Source organism: Candidatus Rhodobacter oscarellae, assembly GCF_001078595.1.
GTDB lineage: Bacteria > Pseudomonadota > Alphaproteobacteria > Rhodobacterales > Rhodobacteraceae > Rhodobacter_B > Rhodobacter_B oscarellae.
Genome location: NZ_LFTY01000001.1, coordinates 193,544 through 208,416, shown reverse-complemented (window position 1 = coordinate 208,416; position 14,873 = coordinate 193,544). Strand labels below are relative to the sequence as shown.

The window sequence follows — 14,873 nt, the reverse complement described above, 5'->3', positions numbered from 1 at the left end:
CTGCACCGATTCGGTGAATTTTCGCCTAAACTCACGCCGAGACGGCATATGCGAGTCCAATCCGGCCCGCTACCAATGCGGCGGGCGCTGATCCGCCAGCGGGACGCTGCCCGCATCGCCGTCCGCCTCACGCTCGGCCTCGCGCCGCATCAGCATCTCGACACGGGCGGCGAGCTTTGACAGCTCGCGATCCTGCCGCGCGATGACCGCGGACAGGTCCTCGGTCACGCGCTCCAGATGCGCGACTTTCTCTTCCAGTTCAGCGGTTCTGTCCATGGTCCCCTCGCACCGACGTGATGCCGACGTAATACCGACGTTATGCCGACGTGCCAACTTGCTCCCTTGGCGGGGCTGGGATAGACCGCGCCGCAACTGCGAAAAGGCGGACCCAAGCGATGGCCAAGGTGAAGAAACAGCCCCGTCCAAAGGCGGAGACCCCGAAAGGGTTCCGCGATTACTTTGGTGCTGAAGTGGCAGAGCGCAACGCGATGCTCGCCCAGATCGCCGAGGTGTATCATCGCTACGGCTTCGACGCGCTTGAGTCTTCGGCGGTGGAAACCGTTGAAGCGCTTGGGAAATTCCTGCCCGATGTGGACCGCCCCAACGAGGGCGTCTTTGCCTGGCAAGAGGCGGAGGACGACAAGTGGATGGCTCTGCGCTATGACCTTACCGCGCCGCTCGCGCGGGTCTATGCCCAGCACCGCAACGACCTGCCCACGCCCTACCGGCGCTACGCAATGGGGCCCGTTTGGCGCAATGAAAAGCCCGGGCCGGGCCGGTTTCGCCAGTTTTATCAATGCGATGCGGATACGGTCGGCGCGCCGTCGGTGGCCGCTGATGCCGAGATCTGCGCCATGCTGGCCGACTGCCTAGAGGTCGTGGGCATCCCGCGCGGCGACTACCTAATCCGTATCAACAACCGTAAAGTTCTCAACGGCGTGCTCGAGACGATGGGGCTGCAGGACGAGGGCCAGCGCGCCGACGTGCTGCGCACCATCGACAAGTTCGACAAGGTCGGCGAGGCGGGCGTGCGGCAGCTTTTGGGCAAGGGGCGGCTGGACGCCTCGGGCGCCTATATCGATGGCGTGGGCCTGAGCGAGGCCCAGGCCGAGCCGGTCGTGGCCTTCCTGACCTCGCGCGCGGACGACACGGCTAAGACATTGGAAAACCTCCGGAATGCTGTCGGCCAGAGCGCCGTGGGCGCGGCGGGGGTGGACGAGCTGCAGACCATAGCGGACTTGCTGGCGGCGGGCGGCTATGGCCCTGACCGCATCGTGATCGACCCCTCGGTGGTGCGCGGGCTGGGGTACTATACCGGGCCAGTCTTCGAGGCCGAGCTGACCTTTGAGATCCAGGACGAGAAGGGCCGCCCACGGCAATTCGGCTCGGTCGCGGGCGGCGGGCGCTATGACGACCTGGTCAAGCGTTTCACCGGTCAGGAGGTCCCCGCGACGGGCATCTCGATCGGTGTGGACCGCCTGCTGGCCGCGCTGCGCGCCAAGGGTCGCATTGGCGGCGCCCAAGCCGGGCCGGTGCTGGTGACCGTCATGGACCGCGACCGCATGGGCGACTACCAGGCGATGGTCGCCGATCTGCGCGCGGCGGGTCTTCGGGCCGAGGTCTATCTTGGCAACCCCAAGAATTTCGGCAACCAGTTGAAATACGCCGACAAACGCGACTGCCCGGTGGCGGTGATCGAGGGCTCCGACGAGCGCAACCGCGGCGTCGTGATCCTCAAGGACCTGGCGCTGGGCAAAAAGCTGGCGGCAGAGATTACCTCGAATGAGGAATGGAAAGAGCAGCCCGCGCAGGTGGAAATTCCGCGCGCGCGTCTGGTCGAAGTCGTGAGCGCCTATATCGGCCAGACCGAGAAGTCGCTGTTCGAGATCGCCGGATGACCACAACGCCAGAGCAGGAGGCCGCGCGGTGCCTGGCCGCGTTTGAGCGCGCGGGCGGGCGGGTCGTGGACCTGCCGATCCTGCAGCCGGCCGAGCGGCTTCTGGACCTCTACGGCGAGGACATCCGCGCGCGCGCCTACACCACACGCGATCCCGTGGCTGGCGAGCTCATGCTGCGCCCCGATTTCACCGTGCCGGTTGTGGACATGCACCTGGCGCGCGGCGCGGCAGAGGCGCGATACGCCTATGCGGGCAAGGTGTTTCGGGTGCAGGAGCCGGGCAGCGACCGGCCCAGCGAGTATGACCAGGTGGGGTTCGAGAGCTTCGGGGTGGCGGATCGCGCCGCCGCGGATGCCGAGGTGTTCGGGCTGTTCTCGGAGGTTCTCGCCGGGCTGCCTCTGCGCGTGGCGACCGGGGATATCGGCGTGTTGATCGCCGCCATCGGAGGGCTATCGACCAGCGCGCGGCGCAAGGCGGCTCTGTTGCGCCATATCTGGCGGCCTGGGCGGTTTCGGCGGCTGTTGGATCGTTTCTCGGGGCGGGCGGCGATGCCCTCGCATCGCGATAGCCTATTGGCGAAGGCGGCGGCGGGCGAGGATATCCTCGCCGATGCCGGTCCGATGATTGGGTTGCGCTCTGAGGCCGAGATCTGGGCACGGGTCGAGGCCCTCGCCGCGGACGCCCGCGAGGCGCCCATCCCCGCGCAGGAGGCCGGGGTGATCGACAAGATCCTGGCGCTAAGGGCCGCCGCGCCGGAGGCGCTGACGCAGCTGCGGGCGCTGTCGGCGGACCTGCCCACTCTGGCACCGGCAGCCGACCTGTTCGAGGCGCGGCTTGAGGCGCTGGGCGATGTCTCGGGCCTTATGTTCGAGGGCAGCTATGGGCGCACCAATATGGAGTATTACGACGGGTTCGTGTTCGGGTTCTACGCCGATGCGGGCCCCGAGGTGCCACCCGTGGCGACCGGCGGGCGCTATGACGCGCTGACCCGCGCCGTGGGGCGGGATATGCCCGCGGTCGGCGGCATGATCCGCCCGGCGCTGACAGCGGGGGCACGCGGATGATCAAGCTTGGGGTGCCCTCTAAGGGCCGGTTGATGGAGCAGACATTCGAGTGGTTCGGCGCTCGTGGCGTTACGCTCGAGCGCACCGGCTCTGACCGCGAATATGCCGGCGCGGTCACCGGGGTGGACGGTGTCGAACTGGTACTGCTCTCGGCGGGTGAGATCCCGCGCGAGCTGGCGGCGGGGCGGATCCATCTGGGCGTCACGGGCTCGGACCTGGTGCGAGAGAAGCTGCCCCATTGGGAGCAGCAGGTCGTGTCGCTGGCGAAGATGGGGTTTGGCTTTGCCGATCTGATCATCGCGGTGCCACAGGCCTGGGTGGATGTCGAGACTCTGGACGACCTGGACGCGGTGGCGGCGGCCTTTCGTGCCACGCATGGCCATCGGTTGCGGATCGCCACCAAGTACCACCGACTGGTGCGCGAGCACCTGCGCGCCGCGGGCGTGGCGGATTACCTACTGGTGGACAGCCAGGGCGCGACAGAAGGGACCATCAAGAACCTCACCGCAGAGGCGATTGCCGACATCACCACCACCGGATCCACCCTGAAGGCCAACCATCTGAAAGTGCTTCAGGACGATCCTGTGCATGTCAGCCAGGCGAACTTGTTTCGGTCGACCGCGGCGGATTGGGCCGGTCAAGAGGAGACGTTCAACCGGTTGGTCGAGGCCCTGGGGTTAGAATCCTAGGGCGTTGCGGGAGGTCAGAACACGCTCAAAGCCCAAGCCGATGGCCTGAACCCACGCGGTTATGCGGCCGGGGGCCGCGTCAATCACGCGATGCAAAGTCTGGCCCATCCCTCTACGATGATGTCTGGGTGTTGGTCTGCCTAAGTTAACTGGCCCTACCGTTTCATATGCCGCGGCGCTTTCAGGGCAGGAGCCAGATACCGCCCGCATTGATGCTGGCGGTTATAGGACACCAATCTCGGCCAGGGCGCTGGACAGCTCCGGCGGCAGCGTGTCCTCGCTGGCGTGGCCCTTTGGCAGGTCCGGCGGCGCATCCTCGGCCTTGAGATACCGCCAGCCCTGGAAGGCGCGACGGCGGGCATTGCTGGTGCGGATTATCTCTGGATCCATCACAATGGCGCAGCGCTTGATGCCGTCCTGCCCGATGGCTTCTTCCAGCGCGGTGATCCGCTGGCGGGCCTGGATCTGCCCCTTGATAACCCAATAGAGCGAGCCGCCATCCAGCAGTTCCTCGGCGCGCTTGGGCCACATCCGCGTGACATGCTGCGAGCGCGTCTCGGCGCCTTTGGGGTTGTGGAGCGCGCGCCATGCCACCAGGCTTTCGACGCTGTCGATGCCCACGCAAAGCTTGATGAGATGCAGATGTCCTGGCATTTGGCCCCCTGGCACATATCGTAGCGTGTTGTCTCGCGTCTGCAATAGATAGTGGAGTTATCCACATTTTTGAGGTAGGTTAAGGCCTCTCAAACAGCGAGATTCGCCCTATGACCCGCTTTGCCGCGCCCATTGCTGAACAGATCTGGGACATGAAATACAGGCTGAAAGAGGCCGACGGGACGCCTTTGGACGGCAGTGTCGAGGATACCTGGCGGCGAATCGCACGGTCTTTGGCCGCGGTCGAAGAGGACGCGGCCGGTTGGGAAGATGAGTTCTACGCCGCTTTGGAGGACTTCAAGTTCCTCCCGGCGGGTCGGATTACCGCGGGCGCGGGCACGCAGCGGTCGGTGACGCTTTTCAACTGCTTCGTTATGGGCACGATCCCGGACTCGATGGGCGGGATCTTTGATATGCTCAAAGAGGCCGCGCTGACCATGCAGCAGGGCGGCGGCATCGGCTATGACTTCTCGACGATCCGGCCCAAGGGCGCGGCGGTGATGGGCGTGGCGGCGGACGCGAGCGGGCCGATCAGCTTCATGGACGTCTGGGACGCGATGTGCCGCACGATCATCTCGGCGGGCTCGCGCCGCGGCGCGATGATGGCGACCATGCGCTGCGACCATCCCGATATCGAGGACTTTGTCACCGCGAAATCCGACCCGGCGAGACTGCGCAACTTCAACGTCTCGGTGCTGATCACGGACGCATTTATGGACGCGGTGAAAGCGGATAAGCCATGGGATCTGGCGTTCGGCGGCAAGGTCTATCGCACCGTTCGCGCGCTGGACCTGTGGAACCAGATCATGCGCTCGACCTATGACTTCGCCGAGCCCGGCGTGATCTTCATCGACCGGATCAACGCGGCCAATAACCTGAGCTACTGCGAGACGATTTCCGCCACGAACCCCTGCGGCGAGCAGCCCCTGCCGCCCTATGGCGCCTGCCTGCTGGGCTCGATCAACCTGGCGCGGCTGGTTTGCCAGCCGTTTGAGGATGGCAAGGCGCATGTGTGCGAAACGGCTTTGACCGAGCTGGTCGCCACCGCCGTGCGCATGATGGACAACGTGGTGGACGCGTCGCGCTTCCCGCTGGCGGCGCAGGCGCGCGAGGCCGAGGCCAAGCGACGCATCGGGCTGGGCGTCACCGGGCTGGCCGACGCATTGATTATGTGCGGGCTGACCTACGGCTCCGAGGAGGCGGCGCGTCAGACCGAAGCCTGGCTGCACGTCATCGCGCGCGCCGCGTATCTGGCGTCGGTGGAGATCGCGAAGGAGAAGGGCGCCTTTCCCTTGTTCGACGCCGAGGCCTTCCTGGCCAGCGACGCCCTGCAGGATATGGACGAGGACGTGCGCGAGGCGATCCGCGCGCATGGCATACGCAACGCCTTGCTGACCTCCATCGCGCCCACCGGCACGATCAGCCTCTACGCCGGCAACGTGTCTAGCGGGATCGAGCCCGTGTTCGCCTACGGCTACACCCGCAAGGTGCTGCAAAAGGACGGCACCAAGACCGAGGAAGAGGTCGTCGATTACGCCGTGCAGATGTGGCACGATAAATTCGGCGAAAAGGAGCTGCCCGACTATTTCGTGAACGCGCAAACGCTGGCCCCGCTGGCGCATGTGCGCATGCAGGCCGCGGCCCAGAAATGGGTCGACTCCAGCATCTCCAAGACGATCAACTGCCCCGAGGATATCTCTTTCGAGGCGTTCAAGGACGTCTATATGGAGGCCTACGAGACCGGCTGTAAGGGCTGCACCACCTACCGGCCCAACGAGGTCACGGGTTCGGTTCTAAGCGTCAGCGAGACCAGCGAAGTGGCGCCCCAGGCCGATAGCGGCGCCGATGTCGTCTATATCTCCGAGCCCTTGGACCGCCCGCAAGCGCTTGAGGGGCAGACCTATAAGCTGAAGTGGCCCGACTCTGAGCACGCGATCTACATCACCGTAAACGACATCATCCTGGGCGGGCATAGGCGGCCCTTTGAGGTCTTCATCAACTCCAAGAACATGGAGCATTTCGCCTGGACCGTGGCGCTGACCCGCATGATCTCGGCGGTGTTCCGGCGCGGCGGCGACGTGTCCTTTGTGGTCGAAGAGCTGAAGGCCGTGTTCGACCCGCGCGGCGGCGCCTGGATGCAGGGCAAGTACATCCCCTCGATCCTGGCAGCCATTGGCGGCGTGATCGAGCGGCACCTTGTGGCGATCGGGTTCATAGAGGGCGAGGGGATGGGGCTGAAATCCGACCCGCAAGCCGAGGTCGTCAACCTCGGAGATCGCCCCGGCCCGGCGTGCCCCAACTGCGGGCAATTCACCATGCAGATGATCGAGGGCTGCATGACTTGCGGCAATTGCGGTCATTCTAAATGCGGATAACGCCAGCATAGCCACCAGCCAAACGCGCCGCTGCACGGGCGCGTCCCCCCCCTGTGTTCAATTCGCCACGACCCAGGCGCGACCCGCGAAAATCCCTAGCCTGAAACAGTGTTTCCACATATTAACCAGTGCGGAGGTGGGGGCGCCTCTTAACGGATCATGTGTGATGCGCGGCTTCATCTGTCTCTGCTTTCTGGCCACATTGTTGATTGCGCCGCCCAGCCGCGGCGAGCCGCGCGACTTCGTGGGCGTGGGGCGTCTGATCACGAATGACGCTTTGACGACGGTTGTTGATGATCGCTGGCGCACCGGGGCGGCGGTGGTCAGCGTGGTCAAGGCGCGTGAGGGGGCTGCCGCAGGGGACGCAGGTTTCGGAGAGCTCATCGAGTTCCGCTTTCGGGGCGAGGTCATCACGCCAGAGAACATAGTTACACCAGCCGCCGGGGACCGCCCCTATGCGGCTGCGCTGTCCTTTGGCCTGCATACCCATTTCCAGGCACGCGCGCTGGAGCTAAGCCTTGGGGTCGATGTGAATGTCACGGGCCCTCAAACCGGTCTCGCCACTCTGCAAAGCGCGATCCATGATACAATATCCGTGTCCGGTCCCAGCGCGACCACGCTTGCGGGGCAGATCCCCGACGGCGTGCATCCAAGCGTCACTTTTGAGGCCGGGCGAAGTTTTGCTATGGGCGCGCATATCGAAGCACGCCCATTCGTTGAAGTCCAAGGCGGCCTAGAAACGCTGGCCCGTGTTGGGGGTGACATCCATATTGGGCGGCTCGCTCTGGGGGAGCTCAAATTGCGGGATGCAGCCACGGGTCAGCGTTACGTCGTCGGTCGCCGCGATGGGACCGGCTGGGCGGGCGTGATTGGCGCCGATGTGGCTTATGTCGCTGACAGCGTCTTTCTGCCGTCGTCCAGCGGTGTTGTGGCGTCCGACACAAGAACGCGCGTCCGCGCGGGCGTCCATTGGAAGGGGCGCAACCTGGGTGTGTTCTATGGCGTGACCTGGCTAAGCGAGGAATTCGTTGCGCAGCGCGAAGCACAGACGGTGGGGTCGCTGCGATTGGATCTCAAATTCTGACGCCGGTGGGTGTCGAATTCATCTCACATCACGGGCTTGGAAAAAATATCCACAACGGGGCTTAACAGCCTGTGGATATACGTGATAGTTAACCAGCAATAAAAAAACGAAAACGGCAGGAATACAGGCATGACAACGGGCTTTCACGGCACGTTTGTCATCTCATGGACGCAGACAGAGCTAGATGGTCGCGACGCCGCTCCGGTGAGCGCGTTGGCCGTCGGGGCGACGTGGCGATGGCACGGAGAGGCCACCCGCGTTGATGGACCCGGCAATATTCTGGTTTTGCAGCAGTCTGAAGAGGTGGCAGAGCTTCGGCGACACGCGGCGCGTTCAGTGCAGCGCCTTGTACAGGTGGCGTTTGACCGAAGTGACTATGAACGGCTTCCGGACCCGGACAGCCCTCTTCTGGACCGCGGCTTTTCGGTCACGGATGGCGTGCGGAACTTCACGGCGACGCTGGTGGAGGTGCCGGATCGGTTGCCCTTGTTGATGTTCCTGGGCGCGGTGCCGCCCGCGGGGGTCGACCTGTGGCTCACCCATTTGACCGAGCAGATGCTGCATCCCAACCGCAGCGGAGACACGGCGCCGAGTCTGATCTGCTTCACCCCGGACACGAAAATTGCCACCCCGGACGGACAAGTCCGGGTGCGGGATCTACAAGAGGACGACCACGTCCTTACAAAGGACGACGGACCGCAGCCCATCCGCTGGATCGGCGCCCGCCGGGTCAGCGGCGCGCGGCTTTTTGCGATGCCAGAGCTGCGTCCCATCCGCATTCGGACCGGGGCCGTGTTGCCGGGCGTGCCGGACGAGGACCTGCTGGTCTCGCCGGAACACCGCATGCTGGTGCAGGGCGAGGAGGCCCGCGACCTCTTCGGCACGGACGAGGTTCTTGTGAAAGCGCGCGACCTCATCAACGACACGACCATCCTGCGCGATCACAGCGTGCGAGAGGTTCACTACGTGCATCTGCTGTTTGATCGCCACCAGATCCTGTTCGCGAACGGACAAGAAAGTGAGAGCTTCCACCCCGCGTCAACGGATCTCGAAGCGATGGACCCAAACCATCGGGCGGCGCTGGAGAACCGGCTTCCCGGGCTGTCACCAGATGGAAGCAGCTTCGGGGCGTTCGCGCGCCGCAGCCTTTCGTCGGCAGAGACCGCGATTTTATTGCATTCCTAGCGCGCGGTGCCGTTGACTCGCATGGATAGCACTGTATAAGCGCCGCTTCATTGGTGTTGGTGGCCCCCGCAAGGGGATGCCTGTCAATCTGGCAAAATCCAGAGAGAGGACAACGCCCTTCGACAACTTAAAACGAAGGAGACCAGACGGTGACCAAACGCACCTCTGCCAAGTACAAAATCGACCGCCGGATGGGCGAGAACATCTGGGGCCGTCCGAAATCCCCCGTCAACCGCCGCGAATACGGCCCCGGCCAGCACGGCCAGCGCCGCAAGGGCAAAGTGTCCGACTTTGGTCTGCAGCTGCGCGCAAAGCAGAAGCTCAAGGGCTACTACGGCGACCTGACCGAGAAGCAGTTCAAGCGCATCTACTCCGAGGCCGCCCGTGTTAAGGGCGACACCGGTGAGAACCTGATCGGCCTGCTCGAGCGCCGCCTGGACGCCGTTGTCTACCGCGCCAAGTTCGTGCCGACCGTGTTCGCCGCGCGTCAGTTCGTGAACCACGGCCACGTGAAGGTGAACGGCCAGCGCGTGAACATCCCCTCCTACCGCGTGAAAGAGGGTGACGTGATCGAGATCCGCGACAAATCCAAGCAGCTCGCCCTGGTCCTTGAGGCCGCGCAACTGCCCGAGCGCGACGTGCCCGACTACATCGAGGCCGACCACTCCAAAATGACCGCGACCTTCGTGCGCACCCCCGGCCTGGGCGACGTGCCCTACCCGGTGATGATGGAGCCGAACCTGGTCGTGGAATACTACGCCAAGAACTAGCCTCGGCGGTACGAGACAAAAAATACGAAAGGCGCGCCGTTTGGCGCGCCTTTCGCGTTTCAAGCGGTGCTATTTGTGCTGGCACTCCCAGCGCACCGCACCCGGGCCGGGCGTGTAAATCATCGGCCCGACATTCCAGTAATGCGGCGAATGGCACGCGGTGGTCTCAGCGGCCTGCATGAGCTGCGGAAAGTTGTGCAGGTTGCCGGGGTTCCCGGCCCCCGGATTAAGCGAGCCCTCTAGCTTTATGCCGCAATGATAGACCGTCTTGCTGGCCTTGGTCAGCTTCCAGCCCTTAGGGCAGTTGGGCAACAGCAACCCCGGTGGCGGCACAATCTTGACTGCTTTCTTGCCGCCGGGCGCCAGGGCCTTTCCGGCGCGATTGTCGAGTATTCCGGCCTGTGCCGCGCTGGCTATAAGGCCTCCGAGGGCCACGGCCTGCGTTAGGCGCATAAGGTGTTGTGTAAGACGCATTTGTTTCCTCCTCCTTCGCAAGGCGCGTATCCAAAGGCTATCTGTGCTCGCACTTCCAAAGCACGCGGCCGGACGTGTTCAGCGTGACCTTTGGTCCGACATTCCAGTAGCGCTTTGGCGCGCATTCATGGCTTTCCGCGATCAGCGCGGTTGCGGCCTCATATCCGGCGGGGGCCTGCATCGCGCAGGCAAAGGCCTTCTTTGAGAAGTAATGCACAGCAAAGCTGGCAGGGCAGTTGGGCTTAAGGTTGCCCAGATCCACCTGCGTGCGCCCCGCAGTTCCCGCCGCCCCGAGGCCCGGGATTTGGTTGCCATGCGCGCCTGCTCGGTTGCCATCACCGGACGCGGCCTGGCTGGGCAGGGCATGCAAGCCCAGCGTCGTCGCAGCAGCTGCGAGAAGCAGGCCTTTGATCAGGGTCTTTGTGACGATGCGGTTCATAACGGTCTCCCTTAGCGGTTGTCGAATATGGGTCGGTCACCGCCGCAAGCGGGTTCAATCAAATGCCGCCAAGCGCCGAGCGATTGCGGCTGGCCTCCCCTGGGGCTGCCCGCTAGAAGAGCGAAACAGGAGAGCAACGATGGCCGTCACACCGCAGCCAGGCATTTTGGAAATCGAGCTCTACCAGGGCGGGGCCAGCCATGCGCCGGGCGTAGAGAATGTCACCAAGCTTAGCTCGAACGAGAACCCGTTCGGCGCCTCTGACGAAACGCGCGCGGCGATTGTCGCCTCTGCCCATAACATCCACCGCTACCCGTCCACCGATCACCGCCCTCTGCGCGAGGCGATTGCCGAGGTGCACGGCTTGGACGTGGACAAGATCATCTGCGGCGTGGGCTCTGACGAGATCCTGACGCTGATCTGCCAGGCCTATGCCGGGCCCGGCGACGAGGTGCTTTATACCGAGCACGGTTTCTCGATGTACCCGATCCTGGCGCGCATGGCCGGGGCGACCCCCGTTGCGGTGCCGGAACGTGACCGGCAGGTGGACGTGGACGCGCTGCTGGCCCGCGCCGGCGCGAAAACCCGCGTTGTGTTTCTCACCAACCCCGGCAATCCCACCTCAACGATGATCTCTGGCCGCGAGGTCAAGCGCTTGGCCAAGGGGCTGCCCGTCGATTGCCTGCTGGTGATGGACGGCGCCTATGTCGAATATGTCGAGGGGTTTGACGGCAATGTTAAGCTGGTTGAGGCCCGCGATGATGTGGTGATGACCCGCACATTCTCAAAGATCTATGGGCTGGGTGGGATGCGCGTCGGTTGGGGCTATGCCCCGCAGGGCGTCATTGACGTCCTCAACCGCGTGCGCGGGCCCTTCAACCTCTCCAACACCGCGCTGGCCGCCGCCGAGGCGGCTATGCGCGATCAGGCCTGGGTCAATAAGTGCCGAGCCGAGAACACGCGCCTGCGGGAATGGATGGGCAACGCGCTGGCCGAGATCGGTGTGCCGTCGGACGCGTCTTGCACCAACTTCGTCCTTGCGCGGTTCGCGGATACCCAAGAGGCAAACGGCGCCGAGGCGCATCTGCGCGGGCAGGGGCTCTTGGTGCGCAAGACCGCGGGTTACGGCCTGCCGCATTGCCTGCGCATAACCGTGGGTGACGAGCCCGCCTGCCGCCAGGTCGTGGCCGCGATCCGGGCATTCAAGGATAACCTGTCATGAGCAGCGTGATCTATGACCGCGTGGCGTTTGTCGGGCTGGGGTTGATCGCAGGGTCGATGTCCTTGGCGATGCGCCGCGATGGGCTGGCGGGCGAGACAGTGGGCACCGCGCGCTCTGCCGAGACCCGTTCGGTGGCCGCCGAGATCAACCTGGTCGACCGGGTGGTGGACAGCGCCGCCGAGGCGGTCGCGGATGCGGACCTGGTCGTGCTGGCCGTGCCGGTTGGGGCTATGGGCGCCGTCGCCGCCGAGATCGCGCCCCATCTAAAGCCTGGCTGCACGGTCACGGATGTCGGCTCGGTCAAGCAGGCAGTATTCGATGCGGTGCTGCCGCATCTGCCAACGGGCGTTCACTTTGTGGGCGCGCACCCCATGGCCGGAACCGAGCATTCCGGGCCGCGTTCGGGTTTTGCCGAGCTCTTTGAGGACCGCTGGTGCCTGGTCGTGCCCGGCCCAGAGGCTGCGCCCGCGGCGGTGAAGCGACTAGAGACGCTCTGGACGGCCCTGGGTTCCAGCATCGGGCGCATGGAGCCAAAGCACCATGACCTCGTCTGCGCCGTGGTCAGCCACGCGCCGCACCTGATCGCCTACACGATGGTCGGGGTGGCCGACGACATGCAGCGCGTGGACGAACGCGAGGTGATAAATTACTCGGCGGCGGGTTTCCGCGACTTTACGCGGATTGCCGCCAGTGACCCAACCATGTGGCGCGACGTTTTCCTGACCAACAAGGACGCGACCCTTGAAATCCTTGGCAGATTCACCGAGGAGCTCTTTGCCCTACAACGCGCCATCCGCACGGGTGACGGCGACCATCTTTTCGACTATTTTACCCGCACCCGCGCGGTGAGACGCGGGATCGTCGAGGCAGGGCAGGACACGGACGCACCGAATTTTGGGCGAGGGACAGCCAAAGAATGACATTGCGGGTCTTGATGGTTCTGGGGCTACTGGCGCTGCCGCATGGCGCGGGTGCCAGGGCTCCGACCTCGTCCTTGCTGCCAGAACTGCGCCCTGGCTCCGCTATTGCCGCCGAAGTGGCGGACAAACCGCAGCCCGATATTGCGCTGGCGCGGTCGATCCTTCCGAAACCACGCCCCGCGGGCAGCCGCCCGGTTGCGCTGATCGCCACGCCGGAACCCAGGCCGGAAGCTGACCAGGAACCCGAGAGGTCCGTCGTTCTGTCGACCTCTGGCCTCGCGGTGGCCGCGTCGTCCGTGCCCGGCAAACGCCCCAAACTGAAGCCGCGCCACAAACGGCAACTGGCCACCGCGAAGGCGAAGCCAAAACGCGAGAAGCCCACGCGCTATACCAAACGTGGCTCTGTCTGCGGCGACCGCGCGATCCGCGGCGAGCCTATAGCGGCGATCCCGGGCAAGCTTCGCGGCTGCGGCGTCTCTAACCCGGTGCGTATTACTGCCGTGGACGGTGTGGGCCCTTCAAAACTGGGAAGCTGAGTTTCAGCCCCTTGCATAGAGCATCTATTCCCTCACGATAGGCCAATAAATACAGCAAGTTGCACGTGCGCTCAAGTGGAAAACATACGCATTGCTCATAGGTATGTGGGCACATTTCAAAGGTAAAAAGTTGCATTTTCGGAGGAACATATGCACGGACTAAGCATTACTGGAGGCCGGTTGGATGTTGATATTCGCATGGGTAAGCATATGTGTAATACACAAAGCATGTCTGTTGACGGTCCATGCGCTGCCCCTTGTCCGACACCTGCATATATCTATCGGGGCTTACACATAACAGGAGCAGGCCATGCAAGGCAACTCGGTCAGAAAGCAAAGGGCGGTAAAAGCGACCGATAGCGAGTGGGATATCGTCCGGGCACGCGCCAAGGCCACGCGGATGTCGGCGAGCGGCTATGTCGTCCAGCGCGCACTGGCCCCCGAATGGCCCTCCGGGCCATCTCTCGCGACACTCTCGGCGCGGCTGTATAGGATCGAGTCCGCTGTCCTGACGCTGTGTGAAGTGGAGCGGATGCGGCTGGCGGAGCGCGGGGAAGATGACGGCTGGACGGCGGCCCTTCGCAGGGTCGAGTTGCGGCTGCGCACGGACCCGACACTCTCGGGCGCAGCAGAGGATGGAGTTTCGAGATGAAGAGGGGGCATCCAATCTATTGCAGGAATCCTGCGGACTGGGACCGGATCAGGAGGCGTGCGGAGTCGGTCGGCAGGAGTGTCTCGGACTTCGTGACAACCTGTGCCTTGCAGGACAGCACCCCGACACCCGCCAGTCCGCTTGTCCTCACGCCCGAGGAACAACGCGACCTCCTGCGGAATGTTGACGCGTTGCAGATGCGCCTCGTCAAAATGTTTTTCGGCAGGGCGGATGGCGGGCCTCCACTTATCGAGGCCGTCCAGCTTCTCTACCGCCTGCACAACGGAGAGCTTTCTTCAGACATGATGGACCTCAAATGACGCGGGTGGAGAAGAAGACATTCTACATCTCCTGCACCGACGGGGAATGGGCGGAAGCGAAGCGGCGGGCCGCTGCCGTCGGGATGAAAACGTCGCCTTACCTTGTGGAGCGGGCGCTGAATGCGGACCTGTCGATTTTCGGTGACCGCCCGGAGCCGCTGGTGCTGAGCGCTGAAGACCAGAGCCGCATGTGCAGCCAGATCAACTTTATGATGAGTATAATCGAGCCTTCTTCTGCGTGGATGGAGAAACTCGCCAACCAGGTCGCCTTCCTGCGCGATGCGAAGGTGACGGAATTGATCTCCGAAGGCAGGTTCGACGAGCTTTTTCTGGCGTTCGAGACGCTCTTCGGGCCGGAACAGGCGGAAGCCCTTCTGGCAAAGGCCGTGAAGGACTGGCACGGGGCGAAGTCGGTCGAGGTGAAAGTTCGAGGCCCAACACGCCGCATGTGATGCACTGTTCGTTTATAGCGTGTCGTGTTTGATTGAATTCAAGAGCCTGAAGGCAGTGTCGAGGCAGCGTTTGCTTCGCACAACGCGTTCGACGCTGGCGGAAGGCGCGATTGAACACGACACGCTAGGTGTCCGTCAG

The 14,873-nt window shown here is 63.9% G+C and carries 17 protein-coding genes; 13 read left to right on the top strand and 4 right to left on the bottom strand.

The window, feature by feature from the left end:
• Positions 1-69: 69 nt before the first annotated feature.
• On the bottom strand, positions 70-276 hold the full coding sequence (locus tag AIOL_RS00915) for a SlyX family protein (protein ID WP_049641161.1): 207 nt from the start codon (positions 274-276) through the stop codon (positions 70-72).
• Between the two features lie 119 nt (positions 277-395).
• On the opposite strand from AIOL_RS00915, the gene hisS reads away from it, so the two are divergent.
• From hisS to hisG, 3 genes are read left to right on the top strand one after another with little or no spacing between them, the layout of a single operon-like run.
• A complete protein-coding gene (gene hisS, locus AIOL_RS00910; protein ID WP_049641160.1) occupies positions 396-1,898 on the top strand; it encodes a histidine--tRNA ligase in 1,503 nt (500 codons plus the stop codon).
• A complete protein-coding gene (locus AIOL_RS00905; RefSeq protein ID WP_049641159.1) occupies positions 1,895-2,962 on the top strand; it encodes an ATP phosphoribosyltransferase regulatory subunit in 1,068 nt (355 codons plus the stop codon). The genes hisS and AIOL_RS00905 overlap by 4 nt, the downstream gene beginning before the upstream one ends.
• Positions 2,959-3,651, top strand: a complete 693-nt coding sequence (gene hisG / locus AIOL_RS00900; RefSeq protein ID WP_049641158.1) for an ATP phosphoribosyltransferase — start codon at positions 2,959-2,961, stop codon at positions 3,649-3,651. Before AIOL_RS00905 ends, hisG begins: the two co-directional genes overlap by 4 nt.
• Before the next feature lie 222 nt (positions 3,652-3,873).
• Here the strand turns inward: hisG and AIOL_RS00895 are convergent, their stop codons facing one another.
• Positions 3,874-4,305, bottom strand: a complete 432-nt coding sequence (locus AIOL_RS00895) for a DUF1489 family protein (RefSeq protein WP_049641157.1) — start codon at positions 4,303-4,305, stop codon at positions 3,874-3,876.
• Between the two features lie 110 nt (positions 4,306-4,415).
• On the opposite strand from AIOL_RS00895, the gene AIOL_RS00890 reads away from it, so the two are divergent.
• The 4 genes from AIOL_RS00890 (at position 4,416) to rpsD (ending at position 9,719) form a co-directional block, all read left to right on the top strand.
• Positions 4,416-6,680 (top strand): adenosylcobalamin-dependent ribonucleoside-diphosphate reductase, encoded by a 2,265-nt coding sequence (locus AIOL_RS00890; RefSeq protein WP_049641156.1) that lies wholly within the window; start codon positions 4,416-4,418, stop codon positions 6,678-6,680.
• Between the two features lie 166 nt (positions 6,681-6,846).
• Positions 6,847-7,764: a lipid A-modifier LpxR family protein gene (locus AIOL_RS00885; RefSeq protein WP_049641155.1), complete on the top strand. Its 918-nt coding sequence runs from the start codon at positions 6,847-6,849 to the stop codon at positions 7,762-7,764.
• Between the two features lie 129 nt (positions 7,765-7,893).
• Positions 7,894-8,949: a Hint domain-containing protein gene (locus AIOL_RS00880; RefSeq protein ID WP_049641154.1), complete on the top strand. Its 1,056-nt coding sequence runs from the start codon at positions 7,894-7,896 to the stop codon at positions 8,947-8,949.
• 149 nt (positions 8,950-9,098) lie between these two features.
• A complete protein-coding gene (gene rpsD, locus AIOL_RS00875; protein WP_049641153.1) occupies positions 9,099-9,719 on the top strand; it encodes a 30S ribosomal protein S4 in 621 nt (206 codons plus the stop codon).
• A 69-nt stretch (positions 9,720-9,788) separates the two neighbouring features.
• On the opposite strand, the gene AIOL_RS00870 is transcribed toward rpsD, so the two are convergent.
• Together AIOL_RS00870 and AIOL_RS00865 are read right to left on the bottom strand one after the other, a co-directional pair.
• A complete protein-coding gene (locus tag AIOL_RS00870; protein WP_152912301.1) occupies positions 9,789-10,193 on the bottom strand; it encodes a hypothetical protein in 405 nt (134 codons plus the stop codon).
• A gap of 37 nt (positions 10,194-10,230) precedes the next feature.
• Complete coding sequence (locus tag AIOL_RS00865) at positions 10,231-10,632, bottom strand: hypothetical protein (protein WP_049641151.1); 402 nt, start codon at positions 10,630-10,632, stop codon at positions 10,231-10,233.
• Between the two features lie 139 nt (positions 10,633-10,771).
• Here AIOL_RS00865 and hisC point away from each other — a divergent pair, with 139 nt between their 5' ends.
• The 6 genes from hisC to AIOL_RS00835 all read left to right on the top strand — a co-directional run bounded on the left by hisC (position 10,772) and on the right by AIOL_RS00835 (position 14,734).
• Entirely contained in the window at positions 10,772-11,854 is a 1,083-nt protein-coding gene (gene hisC / locus AIOL_RS00860) for a histidinol-phosphate transaminase (protein WP_049641150.1), read from the top strand.
• Positions 11,851-12,774: a prephenate/arogenate dehydrogenase family protein gene (locus AIOL_RS00855; protein ID WP_049641149.1), complete on the top strand. Its 924-nt coding sequence runs from the start codon at positions 11,851-11,853 to the stop codon at positions 12,772-12,774. Before hisC ends, AIOL_RS00855 begins: the two co-directional genes overlap by 4 nt.
• Positions 12,771-13,310 (top strand): hypothetical protein, encoded by a 540-nt coding sequence (locus AIOL_RS00850; RefSeq protein WP_049641148.1) that lies wholly within the window; start codon positions 12,771-12,773, stop codon positions 13,308-13,310. Before AIOL_RS00855 ends, AIOL_RS00850 begins: the two co-directional genes overlap by 4 nt.
• 310 nt (positions 13,311-13,620) lie before the next feature.
• Positions 13,621-13,962, top strand: a complete 342-nt coding sequence (locus AIOL_RS00845; protein ID WP_049641147.1) for a hypothetical protein — start codon at positions 13,621-13,623, stop codon at positions 13,960-13,962.
• 107 nt (positions 13,963-14,069) lie between these two features.
• Positions 14,070-14,282: a hypothetical protein gene (locus AIOL_RS00840; RefSeq protein WP_152912300.1), complete on the top strand. Its 213-nt coding sequence runs from the start codon at positions 14,070-14,072 to the stop codon at positions 14,280-14,282.
• Positions 14,279-14,734: a hypothetical protein gene (locus AIOL_RS00835; RefSeq protein ID WP_049641145.1), complete on the top strand. Its 456-nt coding sequence runs from the start codon at positions 14,279-14,281 to the stop codon at positions 14,732-14,734. The genes AIOL_RS00840 and AIOL_RS00835 overlap by 4 nt, the downstream gene beginning before the upstream one ends.
• The last annotated feature ends 139 nt before the right edge of the window (positions 14,735-14,873 follow it).